This is a genomic window from Pseudarthrobacter cellobiosi (assembly GCF_023913755.1).
GTDB classification, from domain to species: Bacteria; Actinomycetota; Actinomycetes; order Actinomycetales; family Micrococcaceae; genus Arthrobacter; species Arthrobacter cellobiosi.
On sequence record NZ_JAMXBJ010000025.1, the window covers coordinates 1 to 16584 of the forward strand.

Consider the following 16584-nt stretch of genomic DNA (forward strand, 5'->3'; position numbering starts at 1 on the left):
TTGGCACACTATTGAGTTCTCAAACAACAGACACACCCGGCACCACCACAACCAACCATTCGGCCGTGGATCGCTCCGGAGCAACTTTTCAAACTTACCCGGTTTCCCGCCCCGATGCAAATCCATATTCCAGGACCCGCACCAGCAGAAAACACATCCCCACCAAACCGAGGCGCTCAAAAGAACAACCAACATTTGGTCTTGAATTAGGGGGTTTGGCCGCCCGCGGTAACCAGCTCTTCGCTGTTCCCCTCGCGGCGACTTAGAAAACAATACACCCACCCAACCCCCACCGCAAATCCACCCCCACAACAGGCCCTATGCCCCCAGGATCCGCGTCGTGGCGGGGAATCTGGGGGGCTCACCGGGGTCCCGGTTCAGTAATTGGCCAGAACAAGTTTGTGTTGTGTGGATCACATCCAGCGAGGAATGGCCAGCAGCCGAGACGACCAAGGCTGTGGCCTCTCCGGTGGCAGCTCGGAACCTCTGCTTTGTTGTAGGTTCGCCTTATCGTGCACCTGTGCGCATCCCTGCTGGCCGATGACCAGGATCAGTTCGTCTCTGATGCGAGATGGTTTCGAAGCCGGCGGCACCAGGCATCATAGTTAGTTCCCCCACGGGCCAGGAGTATGCAGGCGATACAGCGTGTGGAAATCTCGCGATTTCGTCGCCTTCAAACATTCCTAGTAGGAGAAGCCCGCCAGGAGTTAGGCGCCGTGCCAGCTCCCGGAGAACGGAGGGAACCTGGTCGGGGGCAAAGTGGATTAGCGAGTACCAAGCCAGGATGCCGAATGCATATCCTTCGGGAACTCCGAGACTCGTGAGGGAGGCGACGCGGAATGGGATTCCGGGGAAAGTCGCTTCTGCTTGCTTGATGAGAGAGCCGGCACCAAATCGATTCCTTCGACCGCGGCCCCTTGGTCCGCGAGGAACTTGGTCCAATGGCCGGGCCCGCATCCTACGTCCAGCACTGGCCCCACCAGAGGTGCGACCCACTCAGCTATGAGCTTCCGGTCAGCCGGATGCGTGGACTCGACCGACCCAAATCTGGCAATGTACTCGGCGGCTCTCCTTGAGTACGCGATCTCGACCTCTGCGTCCGTCATGCAGCCACCCTATGGTGGGCGGCAGTAATCGATGCTTTCCGGGCAGAGTTTGCCTATTCGTGTGAGGTGCCCTCTACGGACCGGTGCGGCAGCGGTGGCCATGGATGGCCTGCTGGACCCGACGCCGGCCCTCATCGAGCGCCTCGCCGGCCAGGAGGGTCACGTGGAAGGGATCCAGGACCGCGACCGCCCCGGGGAGCTCTTCGCGGCAGCAGTCTTGAATGCGGTGCACCTGTTCATCGCGGCGTCGCGCCAAGCCGTGGGTCGCTCGGCCAGCCAGGAAATGAACGCCTTCTTCGAGCGGCCCTCGACCACGTCGAGCAGGCGGGCGGGGCCGGTGCCCTCACGGATCGTTGTGAGGTCGATGACCACGGTGACGTACTTGTCGCCACGCCGGGTGTGGCGACACGCGTACCCGCAGTCGATACACCGGTGCCGGCGGATCGTGTCCTTGAGGACCTTGGGACGACACCCCAACGGCTCGTGCGCCAACTCCCGCGTCACCGTGTCCCGCGCCATGCTCTCAAGCCCGCAACGTCGGCATCACCGGTCGATCGAATCGCGGAGCTCGACGACCCGACCGCCAGCACCGCACGATCGGGCTCGGGCCGCAGCCCGGTGACCTTCAGACCCAGCTAGTCGAGCCGACGGAACGTGGTCAGATCAGGACAGGCGAAAGCGGTCGTGGGGGTAGCGTCGAGCACGTCGAGGTCTCCTGGATGGATGGCGTAGGAACCTCCATCATCTGGAGCCTCGCCCGTACCCCGCACCGACCACGGTCGTGTCCACGCGATCCATGGCCGCCCCTTCTCCGCGGGCACGCGCCTAAGGACGCGCTTTCAGACGGTACCGCTCGAGCAGGTTCTGCGGGTCGGTCGCGAGCTCTACCTTGACCACGGGTCGGGCGCCGGAGCCATAATCGGTCTGGGCACCAGAGCGGTGCCGCACAGAAGAGCCGACGGATGGCGCCGCCGGAGCAGAGGAGTCCTCGAATGACGAAATACCTGATCTCGTTCCCCGGTGAGGCCATGGCGTTCCCCGAGGAGGACTTCGAGGCCGTAGTCGAAGCCTCACATGCCGTCATCGCCGAGGCCAAGGCGGCGGGCGTTTACGTCTTCGGCGGCGGAATCGATGAGGACGTAGACCCGGTGCACGTGGCCGGTGACGGCACCGTCACCGGCGGCACGTACCCAGGCCACAAGGTGCCCAACGGCGGCTACACCGTTCTCGAGCTGCCCTCGCGGGAGGCGGCACTCGGGTGGGCCGCGAAGATCGCCGTCGCCTGCCGCTGCTCGCAAGAGGTCCGGCAGTTCCAGTACGACCCGGCCAGCTGACGAGGGCAACCCCAGCCAGAGTCGATCGAAGTCGGTCGGCAGGTCAGCCGGCGAGGTTCCTGTGAGGATCAGGGACGACGTCCGTGTATCTACTACCTACTGGGACTGAACGGTGACTGCACAGGCAGATGACCCGAGCAGCCTCCCCGTTGAACGAGTCCGGTTCCTCGCATGCGACATTGCAGCGTGAGGTGCGGGAATGTGCCGAAATTCACTGTCAGGTCCTGCGCTCGTCGCCTGGACGCTCGGAGCGGAGCCTGTGTGGTGTACGACGGCGGCGGGTTGGGGCCGGTGCCGCTTCTTCGGCTGTGCGCGGGGCGAGGCGGGTGCGCGGCTTTGAGGTGCAACGCAGTCCATGNTCGAAACCCCGCCATTCCGGGCCCAAAGCCGGCATCGGCACCCAAAACCGGGCGCCGCCGTCGTACGTGACTTCTGTGTGCTGCAGCACAACGGCCAACACTGCGCGGGATCTCGACAAGTTCGATCACCAGACGGGGCTCGATCCACAGGGGGAGCTCGATCACCGCAAGACTTAAACGCAGAAGGGCCGGCAACCAAACGGTTGCCGGCCCTTCTCAAGCAGCTGGAATCAGCGGTGCTGGATTACCAGGAAGACTTGGTGATACCCGGGAGCTCACCGCGGTGAGCCATGTCGCGGAAGCGAACACGGGAGATACCGAACTTCTGGAAGGTACCGCGGGGACGGCCGTCGATGATGTCGCGGTTTCGCAGACGGACGGGCGACGCGTTGCGGGGAAGCTTCTGCAGGCCGAGGCGTGCAGCTTCGCGAACTTCGTCGGTCGAGTTGGGGTCAACCAGAGCCTTCTTCAGTTCGAGGCGCTTTGCGGCGTAACGCTCAACGATGACTTTACGCTGTTCGTTCTTTGCGATCATTGACTTCTTAGCCATGTGTTTAGCGCTCCTCTCGGAATTCGACGTGCTGACGGATCTTGGGATCGTACTTCTTCAGAACCATACGGTCCGGGTCGTTACGACGGTTCTTCCGCGTCACGTAGGTGTAACCCGTGCCCGCAGTCGACTTGAGCTTGATGATCGGACGTACGTCCTTGTCCTTAGCCATTAGAGCTTCACTCCCCGAGCAAGGATGGCGGCGACGACTACGTCGATGCCGCGCACGTCGATGGTCTTGATGCCCTTTGCAGAAAGCTGCAGCGTGACATTACGGCGCAGGGACGGAACCCAGTAGCGCTTCTTCTGGATGTTCGGATCGAACCGACGCTTGTTGCGACGGTGCGAGTGCGAAATGCTGTGCCCAAAGCCCGGCTCGGCTCCGGTCACTTGGCAGTGTGCTGCCATGACTTCTCCTCAAGAATTGAATGTAATGATCCGCATATCTGCTGCAGGATCATGCGGCTAAGTGCGACCCAAAGTGATCAGGGTGAACGGTTAGTCACGCAACTTGAGCCCCTAACTACCGGCTACCCTGGAGAAAATTACCGGGCCACCGGAGCAATTGCGCACGCTCCGCGCACTTAGCGCTCACCAAGTCTACGAGTTCACGCAATTAAAGACCAATCCGTGCTCGGACGGTGTATAAGGGGGCGCTGCTTCAGAGGCGCGTGAGCTGGGCGTACTTGGGCGCCAGTCCGTCGCCCGAGGACTTGCCGGTGACACGGCGGACCACCCAGGGGCCGGCGAATTCGCGGACCCAGCGCGCGTTTGCGCGGAGGGCTTCGGCCCGGTTCAGCTCGGGCACCGGGGTCATGGGCGGGACTTCGATCGAGTGGTCGTGCTCCAGGACGGTAAGGACGCGTTTGGCCATGTTGGCGTGCCCGGCGGAGGACATGTGCATCCGGTCCTGGGCCCACATGCCCCAGTCGTAGTACTCGTTAAAGCGCCAGTAATCCACCAGCAACGCTCCATGGTCCCCGGCAATGCCGCGGACCAGTTCGTTGTAGATGGCGGTGCGGCCGCGCATGGTGCTGAAGACCTTCGAGCCGCGCGCGTCGAAGCCGGTGAACATCACCACTGTGGCGCCGGTGGCCGCCAGCTTGCGGATGCCGGCGTCGTATTCGGCCAGCAGATCGTCGATGTCGATCTTGGGCCGCAGAATGTCGTTGGCACCTGCGTAAATGGTCACGAGGGTGGGGTTAAGTTCGACGGCGGCGTCCACCTGTTCTGCCATGATCTGGCGGAGCTTCCTGCCGCGGATGGCCAGGTTGGCGTAGCCGAAGCCGGGATCCGCCGCGCCCAGCTGCTCCGCCACGCGATCCGCCCAGCCGCGGACGCCGTTGGGGCGGCTCGGATCGTCATCCCCGACCCCTTCCGTGAAAGAGTCGCCGAGCGCTACATAACGGGTCGAAAAGTCCATGGCGTCAGTCTTTCATTTGTTGCCGAGAGCAACCAAGGCGGGGCCTGTCCGGACGGTGTCCATCAGGGCGACGGCTTATGGCCGGCTTTCGGTCTCGCGCAGGATCCAGTGGTCATCGTCCAGCCGGGCAACGATCTTTTCGCCGATGCGGGCAAGGTCATTGACGTCACGTTCCGTCAAGGCGTCCAGGAACTTGGTGCGCACCGCCTCCACGTGCCCCGGTGCGAGTGCCTCCAAAGTGGCCATCCCGACGTCGGACAGGTGTGCGGTGGTGACCCGTGCATCGCGGGGGTGCGGACGCCGCTCCAGCCATCCGCGCTTCTCCAGTTTGGCAACCACATGCGAGAGCCGGGAAAGCGACGAACTCGTACGGGCGGCCAGTTGGCTCATCGGCAGGAAGCGGCCCTCGGCTTCGGACAGCATGGCCATGACGTTGTAATCGAACAGGGACACCTTGCCGGCGGTGTGGAGCTGGTTGTCCAGGGCAGCCGGCAGCAGCGTGTTGATGCTCAGGAGTGCCAGCCAGGCACGGCGTTCGTCGGCGTTGAGCCAGCGCGGTTCGGTCATGCGTCCATTCTAGAAGCAGAGCGTGGTTGAGCGTTCAAGTGACGCACCAGTTCCCGTGGACCCATCCGGGTAGGCTGACTTTATGTTTGTTGTATCGCTGACCTACAAGGTGCCCGAAGACATCGTGGACTATCACCGCCCTGCGCATATGGCGTGGGTTAAGCAGGCGTTCGACGACGGCGTGTTCCTTGCGTCCGGACGCCTGGTTCCGGCGGTGGGCGGTGTGCTGTTATCCAAGGCCGACCGAACCACACTGGATGCTGCGTTGGCCAAGGACCCTTTCTACAGCAACGGAGTGGCCGAGTTCGAAGTTATCGAATTCACCGCCACGACCGTGGCGGTGGGTTACGAAAACCTGCTGGACACCTAGGCCCCTGGCCCCTGCGCCAGCAGGCTCCGGGGAACTGCCCGGCAGTTCCCCGGAAGCACCTACTGCTCCAGAACCAGCAGCTGCGCCTTGTCCGGCTCCCAGGTCACGAACAGCTCCGCGACTGGCGCGGGCCGACCTGTCGCATCTGAACGCCGCGTGCCGAAGGGGCAGGTTGGGGATTCCGCGTTCACGCTGGCATCTCGACGGCGGCGGTTCACGCCCCCAAACGGTCCACGCAGCGCTGAGCGGACTAGAGCTGACGCGTTGAGTCGTCGTCAGTGCCGCAAGTATCTGTAATGTTGCACACAAATCAACAGATGTTTACAAACCACTTGCTTTCGGGCTGTTCTTGAGCACCGCGTCCCGGTCCATCAGCTTCTTCAGCCCGCGCTTCCGCGGCACCTTGACGGGTTCCGGCCAGCGCGGCGCGAGGGTATCCCCCAGCGTGACGCCCCTGATTTTGCGGCCAAAAAGCGGCAGCACCCAGTCATTCACCCAACGCCGCTGCCGCTGCTCCCACTCCCGCAGGCTGAGCCGCACCGGCGGGTCCCAGTCCTTGAGCCGGATTTTGTGGGGCACCCCGAGCTGGTCCAGCACCTGCCCGGCGAGGTACTTGTGGCCCGCCTTGGACATGTGGAGGCGGTCCGAGTCCCACATCCGCCGGTCATGGAAGGCGTCCAGGCACCAGTAATCCACCAGGACCGTCCCGTATCTCGCGGCGATCTCACGGACCCGCTCGTTGTAGACCGTGTTCCGCTTCTTCAGCAGCTCCAGAACGGCCGAGACTTTGACGTCGAAGCCGGTGAACAGGACCACCGTGGCCCCGGTCCCGGCGAGTCGCGCCACGAGGTCCTCGTACTCGTCCATCAGGGCAGCCATGTCCGTGCCGATGTCCAGGATGTCATTTCCGCCGGCATACAGCGTGATCAGCGTGGGCTTCATGGCCAGCGCCGGTTCCAGCTGCTCGGTGATGACGTGACGCAGGCGCTTGCTCCTGATGGCCAGGTTGGCATATTCCCACCCCGGCTCAGCCTTGGCCAGTTTCTCCGCCACCCGGTCAGCCCACCCCCGGACCCCGTTGGGCAGCCGCTCATCCCGGTCCCCAACACCTTCTGTAAACGAGTCCCCCAAAGCGACAAACACCCGCCGGCCTTCACGGTCCGAAAGTAAAGGATTAGAACCCATCCACTGAAAGTAACCGCCCAATGAAACGCCAAGGTAAACGGACAGCAACAGGATATGCAGAAGGGTTGAGATCTAGAGGCAGAGTGCGAGGGAGCGGTTGCGAACTAGTGCCGGGTGCAAGGCGTGTCCATCAAGCCGCCGCCGCTGGCTTGGGCCGAATCCCCACCCAAGTTGCGCGGTTTGGCTGGGTTTCCAGATAGTGGCAGTACATGGCTGACCGCAGGCAACAGCTATAGGCGGAGTCCACGAATCGGGGCCAGATAGGTCTGATCATCAGCAGCTGCTCAGCCTCTGTCACATTTTTGCGACCGATGGTCACGATCAGGTAACGTTGGCGGCTGGCCCCAATGCAGGGCCCCGGGCGGCCGATCACTGGACCCCCGATGCGCCCTTTCGGCGCCTGCTAGCTCCGGCCCTGCCAAGGGGCCCAGGGATGCTTTCCGCACTCGTCATCGCCTCAAGTGCATCAGTCGTTTCTTCCAGTCCTGAGCCCGGAGGTATCTTGTTCAAGAAAATAGCCATCGTAACGACCATGGGTGCTTTGTCCCTGACAGGATGCGGCCTAGCCCCTACGACCAATGGGGCATCTGCCCCATCCTCGGCTGGCCGCGCGTCCGCACCTGCCACTCCAGCCGCAACTGCCGCAGCCGCGGCGTCTTCAGCCGCAGCATCTCCGGCGCCCACGGCTTCGAGCAGCGGCCAGACCCCCGCTTCGGCGGCGGCAACCCAGGTGGCAGCCGTCACCTCGGCGCCAGCGCCCGCGCCTGCCGCGGCCCCGGCGACGGTGGTGCCCCCAGCCAGCCAAAGTCTCGCGACGACGGGTGACGGTGCGCAGGCAGCTACCGCCTTCGGTTGGGGCCCGGTCCTGACGGGCGACGAATTCTCCAACACCGGCGCACCGGACCGGACGAAATGGAGTGTCTATAACAGTGCAGGGCATGCAGGCAAAGGCCTGCGCAGTCCCCAGGCTTGGTCGGTTGCCAACGGCGTGGCCACCGTTAGCGGAGACGCGGCCGGCACCACTGGCGGCATGTCGGCAAAGTTCGCGGAACAAAAGTATGGCCGCTGGGAAACGCGCATGAAAACCAATGCACGGGACCCGAAATACCACCCGGTCCTGATCCTCAACAACAACAGTGCCCCGAACTGTGCCGAGATCGATTATGCCGAGGGCAGCACAGTCACCTCCGTGATGAGGTTCTTCCTGCACTACGCCTGTGGTGGAGCGGATTTCCAGACCACAACGGCGACGCCCGTCGATAGCACACAGTGGCACAACTACGCGGTGGAGTGGACCCCGGCCGGCATCACCGGATACGTCGACGGAGTAAAGACCTTCACTGACACGAACCCGGCGCACCAGCCCTCTGTCGCCATGAAGCAGACATTGCAGCTGGATTGGTTCCCGGACGGCTCCGCCACCAAGCCCTCGCAGATGCAGGTCGATTGGGTCCGCGTCTACCGGTAAGACAGGCCTTTCCGGCTGAGGGCTCGCCGGGGAACGGTTGGAATAGCCGCGGGGCCGACTCGCGGGGTGCCGCAAGTCTCTGAGCGGCAACGAAGTAAATGAGAAAGACCCACCGGGACCTGACGAGTTCCAGCGGTCGACTCTTCTATGTCTGTCAAGCCGCTGCCTGGACCTTTTTCGCCAGAGCCGCGGCATTCAAGATCCGGAACACACGACGGGCCTAGACCTCGGCCTTGCCCTGACGCCAGTACCCCATGAACGCAACCTGCTTGCGGTCGATCCCGACGTCGCGCACAAGGTACCGCCGCATGTCCTTGATAACGGCGGCCTCGCCGGCGATCCAGGCGTAGAACGGCATGGCGCCGGCAGGCATGGCGGGGTTCTTGGTGGCCTCGATTTCGGCTGTCTCCATCCGCGCCGGCGTCTCCCAGAGGATGTCCACGTCCACGTTGACGTCTTCGGGCTCCGGGCCCGCACCGGCGTCGGACGCTTTGATGCCCACCCAGCCGGGAACGGGAACTGCCGTGCGCACTGCCTGCTGCAGCAGCTCGCCGTGCGGGCGTGAGCGGCCAATGGCAGCACCGCGGGCAAGCCAGGTGATGTCGACGTCGGCGTCCGTCTTGAGATCCAGGAAGTCACCGGCCTCCGGTACTTCAAGGAAGGCGTGGCCGCTCATGTAGGACGGCAGGCTTTCGAGGATCGCGGAGATGGCCGGGATGGCGGTTTCGTCGCCGGCGAGCAGGACACGCTGGGCCATACCCGGCCGCCACTCGATGCCGGAGTAGATCTCGGCCGTGACGCAGTGGGCGGCGCGGTTGTTGGGGCCGATGAGGGTGATGGCGTCGCCCGGCTTGGCGTTCAGGGCCCAGTTCGCGGCGGGACCGCCGTGTCCCTCGGCGTCGAAATGCATTACGAAGTCAACGTCAATTTCCGGATAAACGGCATCAAGCCGGGATTGACGGACCGTGTAGGTGCGCATGGAGCCGCGCACGGCGGGGTCCATGGCCAGCCATTCCCGGTACCAGCCGGACTGCGCCATTTCGAAGACCGGCAGGGGCAGCTTCGTGCCGTCGGACGCCATGGACGGGATCATCAGCTTGATCCGCAGGTCCATGGTCTCGCCGTGAACGCCGAAGTCCCGCAGCGAGTAGCCGCCGAAGGTGATCCGTCGGAAGTTGGGGCTCAGCTCCTGCACCGAGGAAACGGTCACCTCGAAAGCCAGGGTCATGGGCTCGGTGGCGGCGATGTCGCGGGTCTTCATGAAACGAGCTCCAGTTCGGTTGCGGCGGTGTGGTGGCGGCCGATGGGGATAATCAGGGGCGTGCCCGAGACGGGATCGGGAATCACCCGGGACTCGAGGCCGAAAACGTCGCGGACCAGCTTTTCGGTGACAACAGTTATGGGGTCACCCAGGGCCACGATCTCGCCGCCCTTCATGGCGATGACGTGGTCCGCGTAGCGTGCCGCCAGGTTCAGGTCGTGCAGGACGATGGCCACGGTGGTGCCGCGCTTGCGGTTCAGATCCGTGACCAGGTCCAGGACTTCCACCTGGTGCGCCAGGTCCAGGTAAGTGGTGGGTTCGTCCAGCAGGAGCACGTCGGTTTCCTGGGAGAGCGCCATGGCGATCCAGACGCGCTGGCGCTGGCCCCCGGACAGTTCATCGACGTTCCGCTCAGCGAGTTCCAGCGTTTCCGTCGCTTCGAGCGCGCGCTGCACGGCGGCGTCGTCCTCCGTGCTCCAGCTGCGGAAGAAGCCCTGGTGCGGATACCGGCCGCGGCCCACGAGGTCGCGGACAGCGATGCCGTCCGGCGCCGTGGGGTGCTGCGGGAGGAGCCCCAGGGTGCGCGCCAGTTCACGGGCCGGGCGGGCGTGGATGTCCTTGCCGTCCAGGGTCACCGTGCCGGAGGCGGGTTTGAGGAGGCGGGACAGGCCGCGGAGCAGCGTGGACTTGCCGCAGGCGTTGGCGCCCACAATCATGGTCACCTTGCCCTCGGGGATTTCCGCCGTGAGGCCGTCCACCACGCAGCGCTGGTCGTATTTCAGGGTGAGGTCCTGGGCGCTAAGAACGGCGATGTCAGGCATCCTTTCGGTTGGCCGTGACCAGAAGCCACAGCAGGAACGGGGCACCGAGCGCGCCCGTGATAACACCGACGGGCAGCACGGTGCCGTCCAGCAGCAAGGGGGCGAGGTTGGCCGCGACGTAGTCGGCGGTGAGGACAATCAGGGCACCCACCAGGGCCGACGCCGGGAGGCTGGCCTTGCGGGTGAAGCGCCGGGCGATCGGGCCGGCCAGGAAGGCGACGAACGAGACCGGCCCGGCAGCCGCCGTCGCCACCGCGGCGAGTGCGACGGCGGTGACCACCACGGCGAGGCGGGTAAACCCGACGCGGATGCCCAGCCCGGCCGCGGCGTCGTCGCCGAGTTCCAGGATGCGCAGCGGCCCGGCAAGGGCGATTACGGCGGGGACCAGGATCAGCAGCGCCAGCGAGAGCATGCCCGCCCGGTCCCAGTTGGCGGAGTTGAGGGAGCCGTTGAGCCAGACGAGTGCGTCGGCTGCCGTGCGGATGTCCGCGCGGGTCATCATGAAGTTGACCACCGCATGCAGGGCGGCGGCGATGCCCACACCGGCCAGAATCAGCCGGTTGCCCGCGGCGTTCCCCCGGATGCCGCCGCCTGAGCCCAGTGCCGGTCCGCGGGAGATGGCGTAGATCAGCGCTGGGATGCCCAGCGCGCCGCCAAGCGCCGCTCCGGACACGGCCGGACCGGTGGCGCCGAAGATCACGATGGCGGTGACCGCGGCCGCGCTTGCACCGTAGCTGATGCCGATCACGTCCGGGCTGGCCAGCGGGTTGCGGAGCATGGTCTGGAAGAGGCCGCCGGAGAGTCCGAACGCGGCGCCGATCATCACGCCGATGACGGCCCGGGGCAGCTTGTTCTCCATGACAATGAAGCTTGCGCCCGGGATTCTTTCGCCGCCGGTCAGGTGTCCGATGAGGATCTTGAAAAAGTCCGGGATGGTCACGGTGTAGCTGCCCAGGAGCACGTACACGGCGAACATGATCACGACGCCGAGGGCCAGGGCGGCGGTCCGGTTCAGGATGGTCCGGCGCATCAGGGGTTCGCGAACTGGCAGATAATCCCCTCTTTTCGCGGTTTTGAGGGCGTTATCTGCCAGTTCGCGCCGGGTGGAGGTGGTCACAGCCCGGCCCCCTTGCCGCGGCGGATGAGCCACACGAAGACCGGCGCACCAACAAGTGCAGTCATGATCCCGGCCGGAATCTCGCCGGGAAGCAGCACAACGCGGCCGACAATGTCCGCGCCGAGCAAAAGTGCCGGAGCGAGGACCAGGGAGAACGGCAGGATCCAGCGGTAGTCCGGGCCGGTGAGTGACCGGACCGCATGCGGAATGACCAGGCCAACAAAGCCGATGGGCCCTGCCAATGCCGTCGCGGAACCGCACAGCAGTACGATGCCCAGGGCGGTGACTCCCCGGCTCAGGCCCACACGCTGGCCCAGGCCGCGGGCGATGTCGTCACCCAACGCGAGGCTGTTGAGGATGCGGCCGGTGCCAAGAATAATTAGTGCCCCGACGGCCAGGAACGGGAGGCCCGGGAGCACCACTGCCCAGTCGCGGCCGGAGATTCCGCCCACTTGCCAGAAACGGAAGCGGTCCAGGGTGTCCTGGCTGGAGACGAGAATGACGCTCATCAGGGAATAGAGTCCGGCGCTGAGCGCGGCGCCGGCGAGGGCGAGCTTGACCGGCGTCGCACCGTCCCTGCCCATGGACGCGACCAGGTAGACCACGACGGCGGCGGCTCCGGCGCCGATGAAAGCGAACCAGATGTAGCCGCTCAGGGAGGTGACGCCGAAAAGGTAGATGCCGGTGACCACGGCCAGCGCGGCTCCGGCATTTACGCCCATAATGCCCGGATCTGCCAGGGGGTTGCGGGCAACGCCCTGCATGGCGGCGCCGGCCAGGCCCAGGGCACCGCCGGCAAGTATGCCGAGGACGGTGCGGGGGATGCGCGCGTGGACCACGGCGTGGTCCCCGTTGGCGGCGTCGAACTGGGTGAGCGCCTGCCACACAGTGGCCAGGGAAAGGCCCCGGGCGCCGATGGCCAGGGAAGCGGCGGCTAATAAAGAAAGTACGACGACGGCGGCCAGCAGCCAGGCAGTCTGCCTGGTTCTGGCCTTCCCGCCGGCGCTAGCCAATCGACCGGCGCGAACGGACAGTTGGTGCCCTCGTTGCGACCCGATCGGGGTCCCAAGTGTCCGTTCGCGCTGTCCGGCGGGTGCCGCCGTCGTACTTTCCGTCATGGAGCGGTGCTTACTTCACTGCATCCGCGGCGGTGGCGAGCTGCGGGAGGAAGGTGTCCAGCGCCCACGGCAGGCTCAGCGGCGAGGAGGCCGAGATTGCCAGGACCAGGCTCTTGTCCGCATCTGCAACGAACGCGCCGTTCTTGACGGCCGGAATCTGGCCCAGCAGGGGGTCGCTCTTGACGGCCGCGGCGGTCGCGGTATCCTCAACCGAGCTCAGGAAGATATCGGCCTCAAGTTCGTTGGCTTTCTCGGCGGCCCACGGCACGAAGAAGTCCTTGGAGCCGGCTGAAGCCTTCTCGGCGACTGGGGCCAGCTTCATCCCGATAGCTGAGAGGAACTTCGGACGGTTGTCATTGGCGGTGTAGAAGCCCGTGGCAGTGAGGTCCGAGGGATCGGTGTAACCGTAGACGAAGCTCTTGCCGGCGATCTGCGGGTACTTGGCAGCTTCCGTCTTGACGGTGGCCTCAGTATCGGCGATGAGCTTGGTAGCCTCAGCCTCCTTGCCCAGTGCCTTGCCGATGATGGAGGTTGAATCCTGCCATGAGGTTCCGTAGGCAACCGCGGGGTGGGCCACCACCGGTGCGATCTCGGTGAGCTTCTTGTAGTCCTCTTCGGTCAGGCCGGAGTAGGCGGCCAGGATGACGTCCGGGGTCAGCTTGGCGATCTCAGTGAAGTTGATGCCGTCAGCTTCGGAGAACTGGACCGGAGCCTTGTCGGAACCGAAGCCGGCGCCGAGTTCCTTCAGCGCCGCATCCTTCCACGGGGTGGAGCCCTGCTCGTTGCCGCCCCATTCGTTCTTGGGGACGCCCACCGGAACTACGCCGAGGGCAAGGGCAACATCGTCGTTGACCCAGGAAACGGTGACTACGCGCTTGGGCTGTTCCTTGACGGTGGTTTCACCGAAGACGTGCTTGATGGTGACCGGGAACTGCGAGCTGCTGGAGCTGCTGGCGTCTGACGTCGAGGACGCGGGGCCGGTGGAGCAGGCGGACAGCGTGAGTGCCGCGGCAGCCAGAACGGCCGTTGCCTTGCCGGCGGACTTGAACAGCGTGCGGCGGGTGGCACTCGGGCCGGAGAAGAGGGGGGAAGTCACGGAACTCCTTAGGTGAATGATGCGAACCTAAGTAAGGGTAGCCTAGCCTGCTCATAATTAGAAAAGCTTTGTATTGCGTAATTGATTTATGTGACGCACCAAATAGCAGCAGGTCATTGCCGGCAGGGGGTGAACGGTGGTTCACTCTTTGGGGGGGTAAACGTGCGTTCACCGCGCCGAGCCCCTTCCCAGTCCACACCCGAAAGCACCTGATGCCGCGTTCCAACGCCCTGAACACCACCCGGGGCCCGTCCCCGTCCGCCATCACCGCCGTCCTGGCCCTTAGCGGCACGGTGGTGGCCCTCATGCAAACACTGGTGGTGCCGCTCCTTCCGGATTTCCCCCGGATCCTGGGTATCACCGCCGACGACGCCTCCTGGCTGGTGACCGCCACCCTGCTCGCCAGCGCCGTGGCAACGCCCATCGTGTCCCGCAGCGCGGACATGTACGGCAAGCGCAAGATGATGGTGGTTTGCCTGGCGATCATGGTGGCCGGTTCGGTCATTGCCGCGGTTGGCGGGTCCTTCCTGTGGCTGGTCATCGGCAGGACGCTCCAGGGCTTCGCTTCGGCCCTGATTCCGGTGGGCATCAGCATCATGCGCGATGAACTGCCCAAGGAGAAGATGGGCTCCGCGGTTGCCTTGATGAGCGCCACTCTGGGAATCGGCAGCGCCATGGGCCTGCCCTTGGCGGGAGTGCTGTACGAGAGCCTGGGGTGGGCTTCGATCTTCTGGGTGTCCGCTGCCGCCGGCGCACTGCTGCTTGTTGCCGTGGCGCTGGTGGTCCCGGAATCCAAGGTCCGGACGCCGGGGCGCTTCGATTACGCGGGGGCGTTGGTGCTCTCCGCAGCCCTGGCTGCCCTGCTGCTGGCGATCTCCAAAGGCGGCGCCTGGGGCTGGGGCTCGGAGCCGGTGCTGCTGCTGTTCCTCACGGCCGCAATACTCCTGGCTGCTTGGGTCCCGTACGAGCTGAAAGTCAGCCAGCCGATGGTTGACCTGCGGACATCGGGCCGCAGGCCGGTGCTCATGACCAACGTGGCCTCACTGCTCATCGGCTTCGCCATGTTCGCCAACATGCTCCTCACCACCCAGCAGCTCCAGCTGCCTACCGCCACGGGCTACGGTTTCGGGCTGAACGTCATCACCGCAGGGCTGTGCATGGTCCCGTCCGGGCTCGCGATGGTGATTTTCGCGCCTGTTTCCGGACGTATCATCCGCGTCTTCGGCGGCAAGTCTGCGCTGATCGCCGGAGCCATCGTGATGATTGTGGGCTACGTGAGCCGCGTCTTCTTCTACGACTCCATCGCGTGGGTCATCATCGGTTCAACCGTGGTCAGCGTCGGCACAGCCATCGCCTACGCCGCCATGCCCACACTGATCATGGGCGTGGTGCCGATCACCGAAACGGCCTCGGCCAATGGACTGAACAGCCTGGTCCGGTCCATCGGCACCTCGACGTCGAGCGCAGCGGTTGCCGCGGTCCTCACCTCGGTCAGCATGACGGTGGGGGCCGTGCAGCTCCCGTCCTTCGATGCGTTCAAGGACGCGTTCTGGCTGGCCGCGCTGGCAGCGGCAGCATCGGTAGTGGCCACGGTCTTCATTCCGAAGGCCACAGCAGCTCACCGGCTATCCGCAACTAACACCGCTGCCTCCGTCAATACGGCCGAAATCGTGGTGCAGGGGCGCGTCCTTGCACCTGACAACCGCCCCGTCACCCCCGCCGTCGTGACCGTACTCCAGACCGCCGGCGAGCCGGTGGACTGGAGCCGGGTGGATACGGAAGGCAACTATTCGGTGGCCCTCCCCGGTGCCGGGAAGTACCTCATGGTCACCAATGCAGCAGGCTGGGCGCCGATGGCAGAGGTCTTCGACTTCGACGGCCGCACGCGGCACCAGAACTTCCTGCTTCGGGACCGGCTCGAGATCAGCGGACTGGTCACGGCCGGAAGCGCGGCTGTGGCCGGCGCGGTGGTGACGCTCCTTGAGGCAAGCGGGGGTTACGTGGCCACCGCCGTTTCGGACGACGACGGCGCGTATGCGTTTCCGCTGCCCCTCGCCGGCCGCTACATCGTGACCATGGTTGATCCGGCGACGCATCAGGCTATGGCGCGGAAGCTCGCGGTGGACAACCGCTCTGTCACCGTTCATCTCGCCGCGCCGCGTGTGGAGGAAAAGTCCATGGAGCCGGTGGGCGCATGAGCAGCCGCAGCCACGACGCGATCTTCAGCGCCGCCGGGCGGCTTTTCGGGGAACGCGGCTACCGTGCCGTCACGGTGCGGGACATAGCCGCGGACGCTGGCGTTTCGGCGGCCCTGGTCATGAAACTGTTCGTCTCCAAGGAAAAGCTCTATGCCGCCGTCCGGCCCGACGAATCGCAGCTCGCCGAACTGGAGGTCCCGACGTCGGAACTCGGCAGGGCCCTCGTCTTCCGTGTGTTGATGCGCCGGGAACGCGGAATGCAGGAGCCTTGGGCCATCATCCCGTTCGCCGTTCTGGACTCTCCCGACCCCGAGACAGCTCGAACGGATGTCCGCGAAAGGTACCTCGCCGCCATCGCGAGCCTGATCGGGGACACAACACCGGAGCGGCGGTTCGCCTCCACCGTGGTGGCCCTGATGACCGGATTCGGTGAGGCCGTCCGCACCCTGGGCCTCTTCGACGGCTGGAACTTTGACGAGCTGGTGGGACACTACGGCGCAATCGTCCAGGCCCAGATCGACGCCTGCACCGCCGCCGAGTAGACGCTCTCTGACCGTTGGCCCGAAAACCACCAACGCTCTCTCACTTTCTTGAGGCAAGTGAGAGAGCGT

At 64.9% G+C, this 16584-nt stretch carries 20 protein-coding genes and 1 pseudogene; 7 read left to right on the forward strand and 14 right to left on the reverse strand.

What is annotated here, in order from left to right:
- Window positions 1–266: hypothetical protein (locus NG696_RS01730; RefSeq protein WP_252573691.1), on the forward strand; the 266-nt coding region annotated here is incomplete at its 5' end.
- 241 nt (window positions 267–507) lie between these two features.
- Here the strand turns inward: NG696_RS01730 and NG696_RS21050 are convergent.
- The 3 genes and pseudogenes from NG696_RS21050 to NG696_RS01740 form a co-directional block, all read right to left on the reverse strand.
- A complete protein-coding gene (locus NG696_RS21050) occupies window positions 508–876 on the reverse strand; it encodes a class I SAM-dependent methyltransferase (RefSeq protein WP_374208648.1) in 369 nt (122 codons plus the stop codon).
- Window positions 765–1106, reverse strand: coding sequence for a class I SAM-dependent methyltransferase (locus tag NG696_RS01735; protein WP_252564386.1), 342 nt, complete (start codon window positions 1104–1106; stop codon window positions 765–767). Before NG696_RS01735 ends, NG696_RS21050 begins: the two co-directional genes overlap by 112 nt.
- 79 nt (window positions 1107–1185) lie before the next feature.
- A pseudogene (locus NG696_RS01740) lies at window positions 1186–1741 on the reverse strand (ISL3 family transposase); the annotation flags it as partial.
- Window positions 1742–2098: 357 nt separating this feature from the next.
- On the opposite strand from NG696_RS01740, the gene NG696_RS01745 reads away from it, so the two are divergent.
- A complete protein-coding gene (locus NG696_RS01745) occupies window positions 2099–2440 on the forward strand; it encodes a YciI family protein (RefSeq protein ID WP_252564388.1) in 342 nt (113 codons plus the stop codon).
- Window positions 2441–3043: 603 nt separating this feature from the next.
- On the opposite strand, the gene rpsN is transcribed toward NG696_RS01745, so the two are convergent.
- The 5 genes from rpsN to NG696_RS01770 form a co-directional block, all read right to left on the reverse strand.
- On the reverse strand, window positions 3044–3349 hold the full coding sequence (gene rpsN / locus NG696_RS01750) for a 30S ribosomal protein S14 (protein ID WP_026266887.1): 306 nt from the start codon (window positions 3347–3349) through the stop codon (window positions 3044–3046).
- A gap of 4 nt (window positions 3350–3353) precedes the next feature.
- A complete protein-coding gene (gene rpmG, locus NG696_RS01755) occupies window positions 3354–3521 on the reverse strand; it encodes a 50S ribosomal protein L33 (RefSeq protein ID WP_013602737.1) in 168 nt (55 codons plus the stop codon).
- Window positions 3521–3757 (reverse strand): 50S ribosomal protein L28, encoded by a 237-nt coding sequence (gene rpmB, locus NG696_RS01760; protein WP_056342125.1) that lies wholly within the window; start codon window positions 3755–3757, stop codon window positions 3521–3523. The genes rpmG and rpmB overlap by 1 nt, the downstream gene beginning before the upstream one ends.
- 253 nt (window positions 3758–4010) lie before the next feature.
- Window positions 4011–4772 (reverse strand): SGNH/GDSL hydrolase family protein, encoded by a 762-nt coding sequence (locus NG696_RS01765; protein ID WP_252564390.1) that lies wholly within the window; start codon window positions 4770–4772, stop codon window positions 4011–4013.
- Window positions 4773–4847: 75 nt separating this feature from the next.
- On the reverse strand, window positions 4848–5339 hold the full coding sequence (locus NG696_RS01770; protein ID WP_056342119.1) for a MarR family winged helix-turn-helix transcriptional regulator: 492 nt from the start codon (window positions 5337–5339) through the stop codon (window positions 4848–4850).
- 82 nt (window positions 5340–5421) lie between these two features.
- Here NG696_RS01770 and NG696_RS01775 point away from each other — a divergent pair, with 82 nt between their 5' ends.
- Window positions 5422–5709, forward strand: coding sequence for a YciI family protein (locus NG696_RS01775; protein ID WP_252564392.1), 288 nt, complete (start codon window positions 5422–5424; stop codon window positions 5707–5709).
- Between the two features lie 321 nt (window positions 5710–6030).
- On the opposite strand, the gene NG696_RS01780 is transcribed toward NG696_RS01775, so the two are convergent.
- Window positions 6031–6894 carry an SGNH/GDSL hydrolase family protein gene (locus NG696_RS01780; protein ID WP_252573693.1) on the reverse strand — a complete coding sequence of 288 codons (864 nt, stop codon included), beginning with the start codon at window positions 6892–6894 and terminating at the stop codon, window positions 6031–6033.
- 555 nt (window positions 6895–7449) lie between these two features.
- Here NG696_RS01780 and NG696_RS01785 point away from each other — a divergent pair.
- The gene (locus NG696_RS01785) at window positions 7450–7719 is read left to right on the forward strand and encodes a hypothetical protein (RefSeq protein WP_252573695.1); all 270 of its coding nucleotides are present in this window, start codon (window positions 7450–7452) and stop codon (window positions 7717–7719) included.
- Between the two features lie 205 nt (window positions 7720–7924).
- Window positions 7925–8362, forward strand: a complete 438-nt coding sequence (locus tag NG696_RS01790) for a glycoside hydrolase family 16 protein (RefSeq protein ID WP_256471872.1) — start codon at window positions 7925–7927, stop codon at window positions 8360–8362.
- 220 nt (window positions 8363–8582) lie between these two features.
- Here NG696_RS01790 and NG696_RS01795 read toward each other — a convergent pair whose 3' ends face one another.
- The 5 genes from NG696_RS01795 to NG696_RS01815 form a co-directional block, all read right to left on the reverse strand.
- Entirely contained in the window at window positions 8583–9623 is a 1041-nt protein-coding gene (locus tag NG696_RS01795; protein WP_252564400.1) for a siderophore-interacting protein, read from the reverse strand.
- The gene (locus tag NG696_RS01800; RefSeq protein ID WP_252564650.1) at window positions 9620–10435 is read right to left on the reverse strand and encodes an ABC transporter ATP-binding protein; all 816 of its coding nucleotides are present in this window, start codon (window positions 10433–10435) and stop codon (window positions 9620–9622) included. The genes NG696_RS01795 and NG696_RS01800 overlap by 4 nt, the downstream gene beginning before the upstream one ends.
- 1 nt (window position 10436) lies before the next feature.
- Window positions 10437–11474: a FecCD family ABC transporter permease gene (locus tag NG696_RS01805; RefSeq protein WP_252573725.1), complete on the reverse strand. Its 1038-nt coding sequence runs from the start codon at window positions 11472–11474 to the stop codon at window positions 10437–10439.
- Window positions 11475–11557: 83 nt separating this feature from the next.
- Window positions 11558–12679, reverse strand: a complete 1122-nt coding sequence (locus NG696_RS01810; RefSeq protein ID WP_252573698.1) for a FecCD family ABC transporter permease — start codon at window positions 12677–12679, stop codon at window positions 11558–11560.
- 10 nt (window positions 12680–12689) lie between these two features.
- A complete protein-coding gene (locus NG696_RS01815) occupies window positions 12690–13775 on the reverse strand; it encodes an iron-siderophore ABC transporter substrate-binding protein (RefSeq protein WP_252564404.1) in 1086 nt (361 codons plus the stop codon).
- 212 nt (window positions 13776–13987) lie between these two features.
- Here NG696_RS01815 and NG696_RS01820 point away from each other — a divergent pair, with 212 nt between their 5' ends.
- Both NG696_RS01820 and NG696_RS01825 read left to right on the forward strand, forming a co-directional pair.
- Window positions 13988–15973: an MFS transporter gene (locus NG696_RS01820; protein ID WP_252573700.1), complete on the forward strand. Its 1986-nt coding sequence runs from the start codon at window positions 13988–13990 to the stop codon at window positions 15971–15973.
- The gene (locus NG696_RS01825; protein WP_252564407.1) at window positions 15970–16515 is read left to right on the forward strand and encodes a TetR/AcrR family transcriptional regulator; all 546 of its coding nucleotides are present in this window, start codon (window positions 15970–15972) and stop codon (window positions 16513–16515) included. Before NG696_RS01820 ends, NG696_RS01825 begins: the two co-directional genes overlap by 4 nt.
- Window positions 16516–16584 lie beyond the last annotated feature (69 nt).

Coding starts and splice junctions, on each gene's coding strand:
- NG696_RS01735 (WP_252564386.1), bottom strand. CDS start 1,106: ATGACGGACGCAGAGGTCGAGATCGCGTACTCAAGGAGAGCCGCCGAG.
- NG696_RS01745 (WP_252564388.1), top strand. CDS start 2,099: ATGACGAAATACCTGATCTCGTTCCCCGGTGAGGCCATGGCGTTCCCC.
- rpsN (WP_026266887.1), bottom strand. CDS start 3,349: ATGGCTAAGAAGTCAATGATCGCAAAGAACGAACAGCGTAAAGTCATC.
- rpmG (WP_013602737.1), bottom strand. CDS start 3,521: ATGGCTAAGGACAAGGACGTACGTCCGATCATCAAGCTCAAGTCGACT.
- rpmB (WP_056342125.1), bottom strand. CDS start 3,757: ATGGCAGCACACTGCCAAGTGACCGGAGCCGAGCCGGGCTTTGGGCAC.
- NG696_RS01765 (WP_252564390.1), bottom strand. CDS start 4,772: ATGGACTTTTCGACCCGTTATGTAGCGCTCGGCGACTCTTTCACGGAA.
- NG696_RS01770 (WP_056342119.1), bottom strand. CDS start 5,339: ATGACCGAACCGCGCTGGCTCAACGCCGACGAACGCCGTGCCTGGCTG.
- NG696_RS01775 (WP_252564392.1), top strand. CDS start 5,422: ATGTTTGTTGTATCGCTGACCTACAAGGTGCCCGAAGACATCGTGGAC.
- NG696_RS01780 (WP_252573693.1), bottom strand. CDS start 6,894: ATGGGTTCTAATCCTTTACTTTCGGACCGTGAAGGCCGGCGGGTGTTT.
- NG696_RS01785 (WP_252573695.1), top strand. CDS start 7,450: ATGCGGCCTAGCCCCTACGACCAATGGGGCATCTGCCCCATCCTCGGC.
- NG696_RS01790 (WP_256471872.1), top strand. CDS start 7,925: ATGTCGGCAAAGTTCGCGGAACAAAAGTATGGCCGCTGGGAAACGCGC.
- NG696_RS01795 (WP_252564400.1), bottom strand. CDS start 9,623: ATGAAGACCCGCGACATCGCCGCCACCGAGCCCATGACCCTGGCTTTC.
- NG696_RS01805 (WP_252573725.1), bottom strand. CDS start 11,474: ATGCGCCGGACCATCCTGAACCGGACCGCCGCCCTGGCCCTCGGCGTC.
- NG696_RS01810 (WP_252573698.1), bottom strand. CDS start 12,679: ATGACGGAAAGTACGACGGCGGCACCCGCCGGACAGCGCGAACGGACA.
- NG696_RS01820 (WP_252573700.1), top strand. CDS start 13,988: ATGCCGCGTTCCAACGCCCTGAACACCACCCGGGGCCCGTCCCCGTCC.
- NG696_RS01825 (WP_252564407.1), top strand. CDS start 15,970: ATGAGCAGCCGCAGCCACGACGCGATCTTCAGCGCCGCCGGGCGGCTT.